The 14,334-nt window shown below is 43.3% G+C and carries 20 protein-coding genes; 10 read left to right on the forward strand and 10 right to left on the reverse strand.

The features are described 5' to 3' along the window. Positions 1 to 54: 54 nt before the first annotated feature. Positions 55 to 399, reverse strand: coding sequence for a hypothetical protein (locus tag FAI40_04245; protein QCE34617.1), 345 nt, complete (start codon positions 397 to 399; stop codon positions 55 to 57). A gap of 37 nt (positions 400 to 436) precedes the next feature. Then, the gene (locus FAI40_04250) at positions 437 to 883 is read right to left on the reverse strand and encodes a hypothetical protein (GenBank protein QCE34618.1); all 447 of its coding nucleotides are present in this window, start codon (positions 881 to 883) and stop codon (positions 437 to 439) included. 147 nt (positions 884 to 1,030) lie between these two features. Between FAI40_04250 and FAI40_04255 the strand changes: the two genes are divergently transcribed. Genes FAI40_04255 through FAI40_04270 form a run of 4 tightly spaced genes read left to right on the forward strand, consistent with a single transcriptional unit; the run spans position 1,031 to position 3,475 of the window. Further along, on the forward strand, positions 1,031 to 1,618 hold the full coding sequence (locus tag FAI40_04255) for a hypothetical protein (GenBank protein ID QCE34619.1): 588 nt from the start codon (positions 1,031 to 1,033) through the stop codon (positions 1,616 to 1,618). After that, the gene (locus FAI40_04260; GenBank protein ID QCE34620.1) at positions 1,619 to 2,626 is read left to right on the forward strand and encodes a hypothetical protein; all 1,008 of its coding nucleotides are present in this window, start codon (positions 1,619 to 1,621) and stop codon (positions 2,624 to 2,626) included. 45 nt (positions 2,627 to 2,671) lie between these two features. Continuing rightward, positions 2,672 to 3,016 carry a DUF4325 domain-containing protein gene (locus tag FAI40_04265; GenBank protein ID QCE34621.1) on the forward strand — a complete coding sequence of 115 codons (345 nt, stop codon included), beginning with the start codon at positions 2,672 to 2,674 and terminating at the stop codon, positions 3,014 to 3,016. 3 nt (positions 3,017 to 3,019) lie between these two features. Continuing rightward, positions 3,020 to 3,475 (forward strand): hypothetical protein, encoded by a 456-nt coding sequence (locus FAI40_04270; GenBank protein QCE34622.1) that lies wholly within the window; start codon positions 3,020 to 3,022, stop codon positions 3,473 to 3,475. Between the two features lie 94 nt (positions 3,476 to 3,569). Here FAI40_04270 and FAI40_04275 read toward each other — a convergent pair whose 3' ends face one another. Then, on the reverse strand, positions 3,570 to 4,592 hold the full coding sequence (locus FAI40_04275) for an aldo/keto reductase (GenBank protein ID QCE34623.1): 1,023 nt from the start codon (positions 4,590 to 4,592) through the stop codon (positions 3,570 to 3,572). A gap of 68 nt (positions 4,593 to 4,660) precedes the next feature. On the opposite strand from FAI40_04275, the gene FAI40_04280 reads away from it, so the two are divergent. Continuing rightward, positions 4,661 to 4,903, forward strand: a complete 243-nt coding sequence (locus FAI40_04280) for a hypothetical protein (protein QCE34624.1) — start codon at positions 4,661 to 4,663, stop codon at positions 4,901 to 4,903. Positions 4,904 to 5,237: 334 nt separating this feature from the next. Here FAI40_04280 and FAI40_04285 read toward each other — a convergent pair whose 3' ends face one another. The 5 genes from FAI40_04285 to FAI40_04305 all read right to left on the reverse strand — a co-directional run bounded on the left by FAI40_04285 (position 5,238) and on the right by FAI40_04305 (position 9,052). Further along, positions 5,238 to 5,741: a hypothetical protein gene (locus tag FAI40_04285; protein ID QCE34625.1), complete on the reverse strand. Its 504-nt coding sequence runs from the start codon at positions 5,739 to 5,741 to the stop codon at positions 5,238 to 5,240. A 56-nt stretch (positions 5,742 to 5,797) separates the two neighbouring features. Beyond that, entirely contained in the window at positions 5,798 to 6,652 is an 855-nt protein-coding gene (locus FAI40_04290) for a hypothetical protein (protein QCE34626.1), read from the reverse strand. A gap of 40 nt (positions 6,653 to 6,692) precedes the next feature. After that, positions 6,693 to 7,403, reverse strand: a complete 711-nt coding sequence (locus FAI40_04295) for a hypothetical protein (protein QCE34627.1) — start codon at positions 7,401 to 7,403, stop codon at positions 6,693 to 6,695. A 111-nt stretch (positions 7,404 to 7,514) separates the two neighbouring features. Then, positions 7,515 to 7,991, reverse strand: coding sequence for a hypothetical protein (locus FAI40_04300; protein QCE34628.1), 477 nt, complete (start codon positions 7,989 to 7,991; stop codon positions 7,515 to 7,517). Between the two features lie 113 nt (positions 7,992 to 8,104). Next, a complete protein-coding gene (locus FAI40_04305) occupies positions 8,105 to 9,052 on the reverse strand; it encodes a hypothetical protein (protein QCE34629.1) in 948 nt (315 codons plus the stop codon). A gap of 269 nt (positions 9,053 to 9,321) precedes the next feature. Between FAI40_04305 and FAI40_04310 the strand changes: the two genes are divergently transcribed. The 5 genes from FAI40_04310 to FAI40_04330 all read left to right on the forward strand — a co-directional run bounded on the left by FAI40_04310 (position 9,322) and on the right by FAI40_04330 (position 13,141). Next, positions 9,322 to 11,586: a DUF1073 domain-containing protein gene (locus FAI40_04310; GenBank protein ID QCE34630.1), complete on the forward strand. Its 2,265-nt coding sequence runs from the start codon at positions 9,322 to 9,324 to the stop codon at positions 11,584 to 11,586. A gap of 135 nt (positions 11,587 to 11,721) precedes the next feature. Beyond that, positions 11,722 to 11,979, forward strand: coding sequence for a hypothetical protein (locus FAI40_04315; GenBank protein QCE34631.1), 258 nt, complete (start codon positions 11,722 to 11,724; stop codon positions 11,977 to 11,979). Further along, on the forward strand, positions 11,954 to 12,328 hold the full coding sequence (locus FAI40_04320) for a hypothetical protein (GenBank protein ID QCE34632.1): 375 nt from the start codon (positions 11,954 to 11,956) through the stop codon (positions 12,326 to 12,328). Before FAI40_04315 ends, FAI40_04320 begins: the two co-directional genes overlap by 26 nt. Then, entirely contained in the window at positions 12,329 to 12,766 is a 438-nt protein-coding gene (locus tag FAI40_04325; protein ID QCE34633.1) for a hypothetical protein, read from the forward strand. A 9-nt stretch (positions 12,767 to 12,775) separates the two neighbouring features. Further along, a complete protein-coding gene (locus tag FAI40_04330; protein ID QCE34634.1) occupies positions 12,776 to 13,141 on the forward strand; it encodes a hypothetical protein in 366 nt (121 codons plus the stop codon). A gap of 110 nt (positions 13,142 to 13,251) precedes the next feature. Here FAI40_04330 and FAI40_04335 read toward each other — a convergent pair whose 3' ends face one another. Both FAI40_04335 and FAI40_04340 read right to left on the reverse strand, forming a co-directional pair. Then, the gene (locus FAI40_04335; GenBank protein ID QCE34635.1) at positions 13,252 to 13,821 is read right to left on the reverse strand and encodes a sel1 repeat family protein; all 570 of its coding nucleotides are present in this window, start codon (positions 13,819 to 13,821) and stop codon (positions 13,252 to 13,254) included. 17 nt (positions 13,822 to 13,838) lie between these two features. Continuing rightward, on the reverse strand, positions 13,839 to 14,321 hold the full coding sequence (locus tag FAI40_04340; protein ID QCE34636.1) for a sel1 repeat family protein: 483 nt from the start codon (positions 14,319 to 14,321) through the stop codon (positions 13,839 to 13,841). Positions 14,322 to 14,334 lie beyond the last annotated feature (13 nt).

The following is a 14,334-nucleotide window of genomic DNA, read 5'->3' on the forward strand; positions in this document are numbered from 1 at the left end:
TTCTAAAAAATCATTTTTCGCAGACCTAGGTTTATTAAGACCAAAAGAATGTTTTTAAAATTGGTAATATAAGCGGTAAAATTTATTTTGATTTCTATATTTTGCCCTCGCTGCGGCGGTTAATTCATTCACATTTTGTGTGAACATAATTCTAATTTTAAGCTTATTTTGCCTGATATAACCAAAAAGAATATCCACATATTCTTTGTAAGCCTCAAGAGCATAAGGAGTCACTTTGCTCCATTTCATTTCCCCTTGAATCTTATAGCTCTCCTTACACAGCAAAAAGGACTTTTCCATCTTTTGCCGATCTTTTTCTAGAAGAATGCCACCGCCGTAAAAATCCGAATAAAATGCACCATCAGCCGCAGATTCATCACAATAAATTAAATAATGCATCTTCTTTAAAACATCTCACGCTATCAAAAAAACAATTTTACGCCGCATGGCCAAAGAGATTTTCGCCTGTAGGTTTTAATGGGGCGACTGAGAAGCTCGGCGCACCTGTAATATCACGCTTTTCCTCTGAGGTTTTTCCGTCTGTTGGCACAGGCACAGCCAGCACATTATTTACGGGATTATCTGGCTCGCTGTTATGATGGCGGGCAGGTGCTTGATGAGAAGGATAAAGCTCTATCCGGTCTTTTTCTTGAGTCTCTGACTGTTCTTCTGGCGTTTCAAAGGGCACAACGGCGAGCAAGTCTGGATTGGCTTTAGAAACCTGAATATCAGGCGTAGGGACTTTACCAGCGCTCACTTCGGGATGAAATTCGTCCATCTTATCAATCGAAGGAAGTTCCTCTTCTGCCCAAACCCTTCCCCCATAAAGGGCGCAGAGGAAAGGCAATGACAAAACAGAGAAGATAAAAAGAAGCTTTTTCATGTGCTAATCCAATGATAAGCTGGCTAAAATGCGCTATGGGGCATTTCCTTCCCCTCTATACAGCATGCGTGCCGTATCTTATAAATAACTAAGATGCGGTCATCTCGTAACTTATAACGGATTACCACTCTCTCGAAAGCCCTTTGAATGTCTTTATTCTGCCGTCCAAAACAAATTCTTGCCGCTTTCTGCCTTCTCCTTCCTTTTTCCTTTCAAGCGCTTTCTGCGCAAACAGTTGAGGAAAGCATGCGGCAGAAAAATGATGACCAATTTCTCTTTCCCCTCCATAAATCAAACCCAACGCCGCCACCTCAAGATAGCGGCGCCATCGAAGATGGAAGAGATGAAAATGCTGGCGAAGTCATTGAAGGCTCTGGCACAGCGACCATTGAAAACAGCGAAGGCGATAGCGAGACGGTAGCCCAAAATCCCAATAGTCCGAATGGGACTGTGGTACGGGGAAAAGACGGCAAAGTTGTTGCCTTTGTCGATAGTGCAAGCTCCCCTGGCATTAACCGTATCAGCGACCCAAGGGGGAATGTCCTTGGCACAATCAGCGAAAGCGCCTCTGCCTCGGGCTATCAGATCAAAGATCAATATGGCCATCCGATTGGCTCGATTGATAAATATGGCCAAGTTTACAATTTCTATGATCAAGGTATCGGGACTGTTCCCCCAGGTGGCAGTGCCGCCGACCTCTTCGCCGCCTGGACGCTTCTAAAAGAGAGGCGGTGAATGAAAAAAGAAGTAAATCGGCACGAAAGACGAAAAGCTAAAGTATTGAAAATTGCTTTAGGAAAGAAGATCTTAACCCCTCCCAAATTTTTATGTTTAGAACAGAACACGCTTCTATCCTTACATTTTTTTTGGGAATTAAGAGAAGCTGTCAATAAACAAGATCCAATCTCCCTTCAAATCCATCTTGGAAACATCGAAAAGATAAGTTTTGCTACCTCTATAGCTTTAACTGCTGAATTTCAAAGATGGGAACTCATCGAAGGAGAGCCTCTCCGTCCAATGAATCCAGAAGCATACCAACCACAAGTAGCACAGATGCTTACTTCTGTTGGATTTTTTGAACAAATAAATTGTCCTAACGATGCCATCCCTAAAATATTAACTAAACATTGGATTCCTATCCAATCAGGAGAAATAGCAGACCCGACCCTTATCGGTATCTTACAAGAAAAATTTTCATCTCTAGATAAAAAAAACTGGAATCTAACGACATCAGATAGGCGTTCTTTATTTGAAAAACTGCCTTTAATCGAAGGTATTGCTAATAGCATTGAGCATGCTTATCCAAAACTATCAAAAAAAACCTTTCCAGAATTTGAAGTTTTTAGACAAAAACGCTGGTGGGTCAGCGCTCAATTAGATGAAGAAAAAGGAACGCTTGAAATTGTTTGCGTGGATCTTGGAATAACAATTCCGAAATCAATAGAAATCTTTCACAAAGAGATTCCTCCAACATCTGATATTGATGACATACACCGCTTATTTTGGGCATGTGATGCAAATAAATCCAGTACAAACAAGTCAAATCGAGGAAAAGGATTCTCTGATATTCTTCATCCCACTTCACTTCATCCTGAAAATAAAATTACAATTATTAGCGGCTTCGCCACCGCCTGTTTTTCTCAAAAAATACCTGGAAAAGGTGGCGAGGGAACAAATAATCCCATTCCTTATCCCGGAACTTTAATTAAATGGCACATAAAACTATCACCACCTTTATCGTAAATCATAAATATGCAAATAATACAGAATCTAATATAGGGTAACATCATGAACACAATCAGAATTTCTAAAGATTTTGCCCCTAGAACAGGGGCTCGTTTTAAACGACTTGGTCCACATAGCGGCGAAGAGTTTCAAAATTTATTGCTAAAACGCCTTGCTTCTGCGACCGCTAATGATCCTCTTTATGTCTATATTGATGGAAAAAATGGCTATTTTTCTTCCTTCTTAGAAGAAGCTTTTGGTGGTCTCGTACGAACGAACAAGATCACACCCGCTGATTTAGAAAAAAAACTCATTATCGAAGCGGACTGTGATGCGAATCAACCTTATGTCAAACAAGCAAAACAATATATTCAAGAAGCTATCGCGCGCCTAAATGAAGCTTCATAATGTATGTCCTTTATTTTAGAAAATTGGCAGCAAATAACTGCAGGAGCTATTCTAGCATGGATTGGAAATGCAATATGGTCGCTCGGAAAGTTTCTCATCTCAACTCGTAGAGAGAAACAAAATGCTCAACTTCTACGCTTCGACAAACTCAACGAAAAATTAGATGAAGCTTCCAAAAACTACTGGGGCTCTTGTATCCCAGAAGATGGAAGAGAAGATTTGGAAATCCCGCTACAAAAAGCAATTCGAGATTTATCTGACTGCGTCACTAAAGAAAGTCCTCTACAAACACCAAAACAAAAAGAACAAATAGATAGCTTGCTAGCTGATCTCAATGATACCCTCACAAATCCAACTCTTTTTGCAAGTGGTATTGAACATGAAGCAAAATGGAATATCTATGGCAAAGGATGTGATCTCCTACGAGATCTTAGAAATATCATGAGGGAACGCTGGTAACGCCTTTAAGTCGAAACAAAAACCCCGTTTTGCGGGGTTTTTGTTTTGCGCAGAGGATTAAAATGTTCCACATGGAACATGGAAAAGGGTGCTTTTAAAGTACTCTTCCCTGTGGCGGATAGGCTGGATCGAGGTAATGGGTGCTGGAAGAAAGGCCTGAAGGCACTAAGCCATTCACAAAATCCCCATCTTCTTTTGTAATCGTCACCTCTAGCGCTTCCTGATAGGCTTTCCACTGTTCTAAGGTGCGAGGGCCTGCAATCACCGAGGTAACCACTTTATTTGCCAAAATCCATGCAATAGAGAAGGCAATCAGAGAACAGCCTTTCGCCTCTGCATAGTCTTTCAATCGATTGGCTAAAAGAAGAGATTCCTGCCGCCATTCCGTTTCCATCATGCGCTTATCCGCACGCCCTGCTCTAGACTCTTTGGAAGGCGCTTCCCCAACACGGTATTTACCCGACAAAACGCCTCTTGCTAACGGGCTGTAAGGCGTCACGCCAATCCCGTATTGTTTACAGGCGGGTAAAATTTCCATCTCTGCGGTGCGATCTGTGATATTATAAAGCGGCTGCGCCATCAGAGGCCGTGCAATGCCAAGCGCATCGGCTAAGCGCACAATTTCTGCAATTTCCCAGCCTCTAAAATTTGAGACACCATAATAAAGGACTTTCCCCTGCGCCATAAGATCACCAACAGTGCGCAAGCCTTCCTCAAAGGAATGGCCGGGGATCGCACGGTGGAAATAAAGCAGGTCAACATAGTCGGTTTGAAGGCGTTTCAGACTTTCGTGAAAGGTTTCTAAAATCCATTTGCGAGAAATACCCTCTGCGTTTTTACGACCCTTCCCCTCGAACCCCATATGTTGTGTGCCGTAACCGAATTTTGTGGCAATCACCCACTCTTTACGTTTCTCACCGAGGAGTTTTCCAAGGAGTGTTTCAGTCTTTCCTGTTTGATACACATCTGCCGTATCTAAAAAATTTATACCAGATTCATAGGCTGACTCTAAAATTGCCTTGCTCTCTGCTTCCTCACAAGGGCCGCCAAACATCATAGAACCGAGGCAAATTTCGGAAAGTTCAAGGGCGTTTTTCCCTGAAAAACGATATTTCATTTGGTGTATCTCCTTTGCAAATAACCTCTGCCTTTTCTACCAGATTTCTTTTAAAAGAGGGAATTTTTATGACATTATCTTCTTCTGCCTTCGATCTTGAGACCTTAAGCGCTGAAATCATTTCAATTGCTGATGAGGCCACACCCGAAACACTCAACCTTGCTAAACTCCGCATTGATGCCCGAAAATGGTTTGTGGGACATTTATGCAACGAAAGAGAAAGCGAAAAGAAGCAAAAGCCGCTGCCCTTATTTGATCGGATTGAAACGATTCTTATTGACCCAAAAGAGGACAAAAAACGGCCTAATTAACGATTCGAAAGTATTTTATAAAAATAAAAGAACAAAAAATCCCTAGAAATCCAAGGCTTCGTTTTTCAGAGTGTGTTTTAAAAACACAGTTTAGAGGCAGATTTAACGCAAAATGTTTTTTTATCTTGTATCTCAAATACGCTTATGGAATAAATAAAAATGTAGTGAGGGTTCGGAGTTATCTAAAGCAACTCTGGTGGCGTTATGACTACATTCATCGCCATCGTATCGCTACCTATAAATTTAGAATATTAGAACTATACTTATTATAGTGGAATTCCCCGCCATCACGAAAATGGCGGGGTTTTTTACACGCTTTTTCAAAAAAATCGTTTTAGACTTCTGTGCGCACTTTCATCAAAGAGGCTATCAGCTGATCAATTTTATTAAGAGAACGGCGCATATCGGCTGTAATCTCTGGCACATTATCTAAATCCAGATCATCCATGCTTAGTTTTGCTGCTGAAGAAAGGATTAAATCCGCTTCTTTATGCAATTCAGGGATTTCAAATGTCCATTTGAGCTTATCGGTCACGATAATGGTTTCAATCAAACGGTTGGCTTCCTCGATTTTTTCCTCATCTAAACTATCAGTCGCCTCAAGCACAAAGAAAATCCTGCGGACATAATCTGTCCAAACAGTCCAGCGAACGGCGACCAGCTCATTGGCAAAACGGGCCGCATTGATTTTACCCTTGATTTTAAGCAGCTCATAATTTTTCTGGGCAAGGTCCAATCGGCGCATGGCAAGCTCTTTCAATACAGAAAGCCCTTCTGCGGTGGACGACTCATGTTCGGCATCGGCGCCAAGCTTTTTATTTGCACGAAAAACAGCCATTTCTAACCTCCCTTATGCCCGTCTCTCGGGACGGAGCGCCTTCTCTCTCGAAATTTTTATAACGCCTCAAAAATCACTTCTAAATTGTTAAAAACTTCTTCTGTATCTTTTTCAATTTGCTTATGGCAGCGATCGACAGCGGTTTCATATTCTTTGATTTTTTCTTTTTTCTCCGCAGAGAGCCATGCCCCATCGGCTAAAAGCTTTTGCAGATATTCACAAAGCTCGCGATATTCTTTGGTTCTTTTCCAAATAGTTGGCAGAAAAAAGTCAATTTCAGCAACGGCTTCGGCAATCACAGAACCCGGGTGAAAATATAAAAATTCACGCTCTGCCAGCTGGTAGCGCATTTTTTCCAAATGCGCCGTATGGGCATTGACAATACCGTCCCCATCACCATTTTCCACACGGTCGAGCAAAGCAATCACGGTTTGCTTATATTCTTGCCAAAGCGCAAAAGATTTATGAATTTTCTGATGGGTTTTTAAATTATCTGAAAGACTTGTCAGCGCCTCATCTGTTGGCGGCTCATAGGCAGCGATCACTTTGGAAGAAGAGACATTCTGCGGTGCTGAACGCTGCCCTGCCAAAAGCTCTGAAAGATGCTCTGAAAAATCATGAAAATTATCATTAAGATGCTTAATTTCAATCTGCGTTTCATGCAGCTCTTCATTTAAGCTATGCGTCGCCTCCTCCACATCCTCCTCATGGTGAGATTTCATAAAATTTTTAGTAAAAAAAGCCATTGCTAGCCCCGGTAAAAAAGAAATTAAAAAAGCAACCAAAAAACCTGTATGCGCCACTTCGAACAGCGTAAAGGTCAAACCACCCCAAGAAGAAGCACCAACGGCAATCGGGATCTCATTTTTACGTAATTTTGAATAGATTGTCGGTGTCATCTCGAAACTCATGCCTACTTTCCTAACATTTTTCGCATCTTTGTAAAAAATCCTATAATTTCAGAATGGAATCATTCTCTTTTTTCTCTCTGCGGAAAAAATTCCAAAAAGGTTTTTTCTGCCGGGACTGTTCAGCTTTTAGCCATTTTCGGTTAAGACGTTCCCGCTCTTTGAGCGGAAGCGGTTCCGTATGAAGCGGCATTTTAGCACGAATTTTTAACTCAATCTCTTTGAGCTTGCGTAAAATCCGGGGAGAAACACTGTCCCAAATATTTTCAACCTCTGACCAGCTTTTATGAATTTCAATCTCACGCTCTGCCCCTTCCAATTTCCAAGCTTCTCTGAGCTTAGCCATTGGCGGACGGATTTGCGTCATCAAATTTTCAACAATTTCGCCCATTGTGCTGACCTCAACGCCGATTTCCTCATACCCAAACGCCCAGATCATTTCTGCGCCATTTTGGTCATATTTAATCACGAGATCAGCATTCGGATCTTTGATATAAGCAGATCGAATTTGGTTAAACCAGTCTGCCAAGCCGATAATTTCATTGGTATAGCTCCGCCAGACCTGCCATCGTGTTCGGATTAAATCATTTTCAAACTGTTCTCTGGCAATATTTTCCTGCGTCCGTGCAACATGATACATCTCGCGCGCAATCGCCCGAACGGCCCGAGCCGCAAACCAAAGAAGCACAATCCCGAGAAAAGTCACGATAATCAGAAGAGACAAGCTCTGATCGAGCGTAAAAAAACCGTTCATCCACCCTCAACATGCTAAAAAGATATTCTATACTTTAGCCTTTGTACGCCCTTTTTATCAAAAAACGAAAGAGAGAGGCGTCTTTTCTCTCTCTCAATCCCTCGAATTATCTCATAGCGCTTCAATTTCATGGCTTAAATCAGAAAGATCATTCAAAAGTCTGGGCACATAAGCATCTCGAATAAATAATTCTGCGCTTTCCTTTCCCTCGCCTTCTGGAATTTTAGAACATTCAAACACCATAAAAGAAATATCGGCCAAGATACTTTTAAATTTTGTCCGATGCACTGGATGTTCAAAGGCGGCAATATAGCTCTCAAGAGGCGTTTGACTAATCCGAATCAATTTTAAAAAAGCCGCCATCACTTCTGGCTGTTGCGTTGTTAAAAAATTGAGAAAAAGGATCGACATATCCGGCGCATCTTCTAAAGGAGTAGCCGTCTTTTTGGCGTTTGCCAGACTTTTAAAACAATGGGAGAGAAGCGCATGCGTCTCTTGCCTATGGCGGAGATATTTATAAACAGCAAACCCCACTGCGGAGACCAGCAGACCTTTAAAAAAATCTTTCGATCTTAAACCTTTTTCCATTATTCCTCTCCCTTAAAAGAAGATTGTCAGCGTTTTCTTTCAAAAACAGATCTATTTCATCTCACCCTTTTTTAAGGGTAAAATCAATCTCTTCTAAAGGCGGAATTTCTTTTTTAAAATTTGGCGCGCGCCTCCTCCTTCTCTCGGCTTTCGACCGCCATCTTTTCAGGAGCGTTTATAGGCATTGGCGCAGGCAAAATCTCTTCCGGCACTGGCTTTAAAGCAACAGGAGGCGCAGAGGAGGCAGGCTGTGCCCTAGGCACATCTTCTCGTGAAGGCATCTCAAAAATCTCTTCTGGCGCATCGGACATATTTTCTTCTCCATCAGTTTCAGGCTGTTCCTCCCCTGCCTGATGCACCAAAAATGGGTCTTTAATCTGCATGAAAGGCCCAATATTTTGAACAATTTTATCTAAAGCAGACGTAATACGGGGGGCATATTCTTTCCAAAGGTCAATTTGCTCCTGCGTGACTTCCTGATCTTTAACACGGGAGGAAAGGAAAAAACTCGTATTTAAATCGGTTCGACCTGTATTGGCCTTGACGCACACAGCCCGCAGTAAAACGCCAAGACCGCTGTCAATCTCACTCACCTGTTCGCCAACAGGCTGTGCGCCAAAAGTCCAGACAAGCTGATACCCGGCAGAATGAAGCTGCGAATAAATATCAAGCGCCTCATCCCGATCATCAGATTGCCCCTGCAAGACGGAACGGATTTGATTAAGAACCTCTGACACTTGCGAATCATAGCTCCGCCAAACATTCCAACGGATTTGAATCATGCTGGTTTCATATTGGCTATGGGTCATATCTTTTTGGATTTGCGCAACACGGTAGGTCTGTTCCGTTACTGCATGCGTCTTTTCTGAAAGGGAAACCTGCTGCTGCTGGGCACGCACCTGCATCCACATAATACCGCCCATCACAAATAAGGTGGCAACCCCTGAAACACTTTGCAAAACAGAGGAGATAATTTGAATACCTGCCGCATGCATCATAATCATCGCTTCATGCTGATTGACCCATTCGGCGGAGAAGAAATGTGGTAAAAAATTTGTCAAAATTCCCTCAATTCATGTCTATCGGTAAATAGCGCCAGCATCTGTGCGCTGCAAGGGATTCTTCTCCAGAAGGTTTCAACAAAAACCTCTCTCCCTTGGCTGTATTTACAGCACTTCTTGCACCCATTTCATAGCCCCAAACTTCTTCTGCGTGCAAAGATTTTTAGAAAAACGCTACCGTACGTTTTTCTAAATAAAACGATAAATAAACAAAAGTAAAAAACAAATAAATCTCTTATTAACTTAAATCTAAAATAATAGGCCCTTAAATGCTTAATCTAAAATCTTATCTCAAACTTTTTCCATTTTGGAAAAAGACAATACCAACAGAAACAGACCCCTCTTTAACGCCACCAAACACCAATGTGACACAAGCAAAAGAGACCCCCTCCAGACGCTTTGCGCAATGGCAGGCGGAAACGCTTTTAAACACGCCAAAAGAGCAAGGATTTCTTCAAAATCTCTATGCGCCTTATCAAGCGCCTCCGAATGTTCGGGGCGAGATTGAAGGCGAAAGAACAGCTCAAATCGGCATGGATTGCGCCCTTTCCGCTGCGCCAGCCTTGACCGATTGGGCACAAAACAGCCTTTCCCAAAGCGGTATTCTAAAAGCGGCCTTTGAAGATGGGCTTGTTTTCCTTGGCTATCCAAGTCTTGCGGAAATGGCCAACCGTCCCGAACTTCGCAAGCCGTGCCATGTGATTGCCCGTGAAGCCTCCAGAGAATGGATTAGCTTTCAATCAACTGGCGAAAGCGCCCTGCCCTATAACGGCAATACAACAAACAAAACAGCGCAACGGCTTAAAGAAATTGAAAATGAGTTTGAACGACTGAATGTCCGCTCTCTCCTGCAAAAAATGATGGAGCAATCGCTCCTTTACGGCATTGCGCATCTCTGGATTGAGATTGAGGGCGATCCACTCACCAGCGAAGAGCAGAAAATACCGCTTTCAGCGACCCCAAACGGAATTGCAAAAGACAGTTTAAAAGAACTGCGCCTGATTGAGCCGATTTGGATGACCCCTAACAGCTACCGTGCGGACAATCCGCTTGCGCCCGATTATTACAAGCCCCTACATTGGTGGGTGCAAGGCGTACTGGTTCACCGCTCTCGCCTGTTACAGATGGTACCGTATGAAGTTTCAGATTTGCTCAAGCCTGCCTTTAATTTTGGCGGGCTTTCTTTAACCCAGCAGTTAAAACCCTACGCCCATAATTATCTGCGTATCCGCAATTCTGTTGCCAATATTGTAGCGAATTTTTCCAAACTCGTTCTGCAAACCGATATGGCCGCGAATATGAGCGCCCCTGCTGATGATGTATTCGGCGGTTTTGTCAATGCCTCTGGCCTCACAGGACGAGCAAAGCTTTTACAAGCCCTTTCCGAAGGACAAGACACGATTATCGCTGATAAAGAAAGCGAAGACATTAAAATCATCTCCACACCGCTTGGCGGACTGGATGCGCTGCAATCTCAGTCAATGGAGGCACAGGCCGCAATCCCTGGCATTCCACTCGTGAAGCTGTTTGGCGTTACCCCCAAGGGTCTGAACGCCTCTTCAGAAGGGGAAATCCGTGTTTTCTATGATGAAATCAAAGCCTTTCAGCAGGCGAATTTACGCCCTGTCCTGCATCAGATTTTTAAACTCTGTCAGCTCAATCTCTGGGGCGAAATCGATCCAGCGCTTTCTTTTGAGTTTAAACCGCTCTGGCAGCTTGATCCCCAAGAACAGGCCAGCCTTGAAAAAAGCAAAGCGGAAATTGATGGCATCAATCTCAAAAACGGTATCCTTTCACCAGAAGAGGCACGGGAGCGCCTGCAACATGAGAAAAACAGCCTTTATGCCAGCCTTGACCTCTCACGCCCTTTGCCGCAACCAACGGCGGAAGAGACAAAAACCAATCCTCCAGATCCCAAAGGCGCAGCAGATGCCCTTTGGGAAGAGGCAGAACATCCCCGCCTCTCCGATGGGACTTTTGCAGAGAAAGACATGGGCGAAGCAGGGGCTAGTACATCCTCTCCCTCGCCTGCTTTAGAAAAAACAGCAGAAAAATCTAAAAAGGAAGAAAATTCTCAAGCCACTTCCCAAACCGCAGAAAGCAACAAGACAGAAAATCGCCAAGAAAGCGATTTGTCACCTGAAGAGGAAGCGTCCCTTGAACAAAGCACCAAAATCCTCAATGGCCTGTTAGATGCGACTGAATACGCCGGAATGGGCTTAAATTTACTTGTTCCGGGGGAAGGAGAAGTAGCGTTACCTGCGGAACTGGCAGCAAAAGCCGCCAGTAGCAAGGTGCAAAAAAAGCTCATCCGAAAAGGAATTGAAACCGTCTATAAGGCGGTTCGCAGCTCTAAACCAAGCAAGCAAATCTCTCCCAAAACAGAGCCTACCCCTCTCGGCAAAAGCGAAGCGCCAAAACCGCTCAGCGACCCCTCCGAGAAAGAGGCAAGCCCTGCCACCTCCCAAGAGGCAAAACCTCAAACAGAGGCGGAATCTGAACAAAAAACGACAACAACGAAAGAAAAAAAATAATGATAGACAAACTGAAACAAATAATGAAAACATATCCGAACCAACACCAGAAGAAAAACAGGCTGCACGCCTTAGAGAAACTCAAGAACGCAACCCTGAACTTTTTGCAAAACGTCCTAAAGGCGTCCCAGAGGATTGGGTTGTGAAAGCAGGAAAAAACAAAAAGATGATGCTGGCGTGATTTGGTATGAACCAAATAATACAAATAATCACGTTCGAGTTATGGAAGGCCATCCTAAAATGCCTCAAAGCTACCGCCGAAAACCCTATACCAAACGTAACCAAAACGGAACCTATCGAGATAAAGATGGCAATCCTGTAAAACAAAGCTCCGCCGAAGCACATATCCCCTATGAGGAATTTAATTATGACAGAACAACAAAGACCCCCTAATTGGTTCAAACTCGTCAAAGAAATCATTAAAGACTTCTCTGATTTAGAATTTTTAGAAAAAGCGTTTAATGGCCGTGACGGTCTCCTTGCAAGCACAGGAGAGATGTGTGCGTGTGCCTTGGATGACTACACCGTAGATGAATGGCTTGAAACCTATTACGACAAACTTCCCCCTCGTCTCAGAGATGATATGACGGAATTTGTAGAACAGGCTATAGAACTTCCGGGGGATAGCGCCTATGAGACACTCGAAGATTCTCTCTATTCTCCCGAATGGGTTAAAATCAGAGCGTTAGCTGCGTCCCTCACAGAACAGCTCGAACATCTCCCAGATCCCAAGGAGAATTGAATGACAGACGAAGATTTTTATAACTACTACGCTGAATCCGTAAAATTCCTACGATATCCTGAGTATTGGGATACATATTGGCTTTTCCCAGAAGAAGAGTCCTTTCTTGAGCGCCAGAAAGCGCTTAATGCACTTTATCGCTTTTACCATTCTGGCATTATGAAATTTGAAGATTTTGACAAAAATAACGCTATGGAAGCATTTAAACTTTTAGAAAATGCGCCTTGGGCAGCCGTTGATCTTAACAAATATCATGATGCTTGGATGGTTCTGCGAGTAAGGGGAACTGATTTCTTTATTGAAACAGAGGCCAGTCGCCTTGGTATCCCCTTAGATTCCGATGAACCTTTCTCTCCTGACTATCGCAAAAATCTTACTGCCTATTTCCAAAAACATGGCGTAGGATTTGAAAAAGGAAACGTCTATCCACCGAAATGAGGTGAAGAAATGAAAAGACCCCCTAATTGGTTCGATCTCGTAAAAGAAATTATTAAGGACTTTTCCGATTTGGATCATCAGAAAAGATCTTTTTATGGAGACGAATTTTTTGCCTCTAGCGCAGCAGAAATGTGTGCCTTTGCTTTAGACGACTACACCGTAGATGAATGGCTCGAAACCTATTACGATAAACTCCCCCCTCGCCTCAGAGATGATATGACCGAGTTTGTAGAACAGGCTATGGAGCTTCCGGGGGATAGCGCCTATGACACGATAGAGGACTGCCTTTACTCTCCCGAATGGGTTAAAATCCGAGCCTTAGCTACCTCCCTCACAGAACAGCTCGAACATCTCCCCGATCCTAAGGAGAGTTAAGTGACCTAAAAAGAATTTTTTAATTACTTTTCTGGAACTAAATCTGGATGCCCAAAACTAAAGAATTTTAAGGCTATTTTTGCTTTAGCATAGCCCTGATCCGCTGATTTTTAAAAAAGCTCTCTTGCTTTTTCATGATTTTTAGGTAGGCCACCTCTCCCCATCAGGTACATAACCCCCAACATATGCTGGGCTTCTTTAAAGCCCTGCTGGCTTGCCTTTTCAAACCATTTCGCTGCTTCGGTGTAATCTTGTTTCACACCTCGGCCTGAATAATACAAAATACCTAAACTATATTGAGCATCTCTATCCCCTTGATCTGCTGCTTTCCGCCACCATTCTACGGCTTTTGCCTCATTATGAGACATACCAATACCTTCCACATATAGAAGCCCTAAATCAAATTGCGCTTTGGCGTCCCCTGCTTCCGCTTTTTGTTTCAAAGCAGGAATATCAGGGAGCGGTTCTTGCATCTGCGCTATGCTCCGCTTCTGAACGGTCCTCTCTGATTCAGTGGGGCTTTGCGTTTCCTGTGTCGTAACAAAAGAAGCGCTCGAGGAAGCCTCTTCCGAAGCGACTGGCGCTAGCAGATGCTGCATCAAAACAGCAAAGCCGATAGCCCCCATCAAAGACACAAGACCAATCAAAACAAAAATACCAAAGGAACGCTTCTGACGCATACAAAATAGCCTTTTTGCTAGGAATTATCCTCTGGTTTTAGGTCTGGATGGTTTTCATAAATTTCGTCCAAAGCGTCTCTGGCAGGTTCATAACCTTGATCGAGGGATTTTTGGTAATAGGTAATCGCTTTGGAATAATTCTGGGGCACGCCTTGCCCTTTATCGTATAAATTACCAAGATTGAATTGCGCTTGAATCAAGCCTTTATCCGCTGCTTTCTGATAATATTGAGCTGCTTTGGCGTAATCTTGGGGAATTGTGTCCCCTTCATCATATAAGCGCCCTAAATTAAACTGCGCTTTCACATCACCTGAAGCCGCCTCTTTTTCCAAAACAGCGATTTTTGCGTTCTCGGTAGGCGAGGCTTGCGCTATAATAGGCTGTTTTACACTCTCCGCCCGGCACATTGAGCTTGCACAAAACAAAGTCCCTATCGCTAAAGCTCCTTTGATAAGCGTTTTACGCATTTCTTTACCTCTTTCATTCCTTTGACAAAGCATTTAATCCCAATCC

The sequence above is a fragment of the Acetobacteraceae bacterium genome, from assembly GCA_004843345.1.
Lineage (GTDB): Bacteria > Pseudomonadota > Alphaproteobacteria > Acetobacterales > Acetobacteraceae.

Bases quoted from the DNA above. Each gene is read 5' to 3' on its own strand.
- FAI40_04245 (QCE34617.1), bottom strand. From the start codon at position 399: ATGCATTATTTAATTTATTGTGATGAATCTGCGGCTGATGGTGCATTT.
- FAI40_04250 (QCE34618.1), bottom strand. From the start codon at position 883: ATGAAAAAGCTTCTTTTTATCTTCTCTGTTTTGTCATTGCCTTTCCTC.
- FAI40_04255 (QCE34619.1), top strand. From the start codon at position 1,031: ATGTCTTTATTCTGCCGTCCAAAACAAATTCTTGCCGCTTTCTGCCTT.
- FAI40_04260 (QCE34620.1), top strand. From the start codon at position 1,619: ATGAAAAAAGAAGTAAATCGGCACGAAAGACGAAAAGCTAAAGTATTG.
- FAI40_04265 (QCE34621.1), top strand. From the start codon at position 2,672: ATGAACACAATCAGAATTTCTAAAGATTTTGCCCCTAGAACAGGGGCT.
- FAI40_04270 (QCE34622.1), top strand. From the start codon at position 3,020: ATGTCCTTTATTTTAGAAAATTGGCAGCAAATAACTGCAGGAGCTATT.
- FAI40_04275 (QCE34623.1), bottom strand. From the start codon at position 4,592: ATGAAATATCGTTTTTCAGGGAAAAACGCCCTTGAACTTTCCGAAATT.
- FAI40_04280 (QCE34624.1), top strand. From the start codon at position 4,661: ATGACATTATCTTCTTCTGCCTTCGATCTTGAGACCTTAAGCGCTGAA.
- FAI40_04285 (QCE34625.1), bottom strand. From the start codon at position 5,741: ATGGCTGTTTTTCGTGCAAATAAAAAGCTTGGCGCCGATGCCGAACAT.
- FAI40_04290 (QCE34626.1), bottom strand. From the start codon at position 6,652: ATGAGTTTCGAGATGACACCGACAATCTATTCAAAATTACGTAAAAAT.
- FAI40_04295 (QCE34627.1), bottom strand. From the start codon at position 7,403: ATGAACGGTTTTTTTACGCTCGATCAGAGCTTGTCTCTTCTGATTATC.
- FAI40_04300 (QCE34628.1), bottom strand. From the start codon at position 7,991: ATGGAAAAAGGTTTAAGATCGAAAGATTTTTTTAAAGGTCTGCTGGTC.
- FAI40_04310 (QCE34630.1), top strand. From the start codon at position 9,322: ATGCTTAATCTAAAATCTTATCTCAAACTTTTTCCATTTTGGAAAAAG.
- FAI40_04320 (QCE34632.1), top strand. From the start codon at position 11,954: ATGACAGAACAACAAAGACCCCCTAATTGGTTCAAACTCGTCAAAGAA.
- FAI40_04325 (QCE34633.1), top strand. From the start codon at position 12,329: ATGACAGACGAAGATTTTTATAACTACTACGCTGAATCCGTAAAATTC.
- FAI40_04330 (QCE34634.1), top strand. From the start codon at position 12,776: ATGAAAAGACCCCCTAATTGGTTCGATCTCGTAAAAGAAATTATTAAG.
- FAI40_04335 (QCE34635.1), bottom strand. From the start codon at position 13,821: ATGCGTCAGAAGCGTTCCTTTGGTATTTTTGTTTTGATTGGTCTTGTG.
- FAI40_04340 (QCE34636.1), bottom strand. From the start codon at position 14,321: ATGCTTTGTCAAAGGAATGAAAGAGGTAAAGAAATGCGTAAAACGCTT.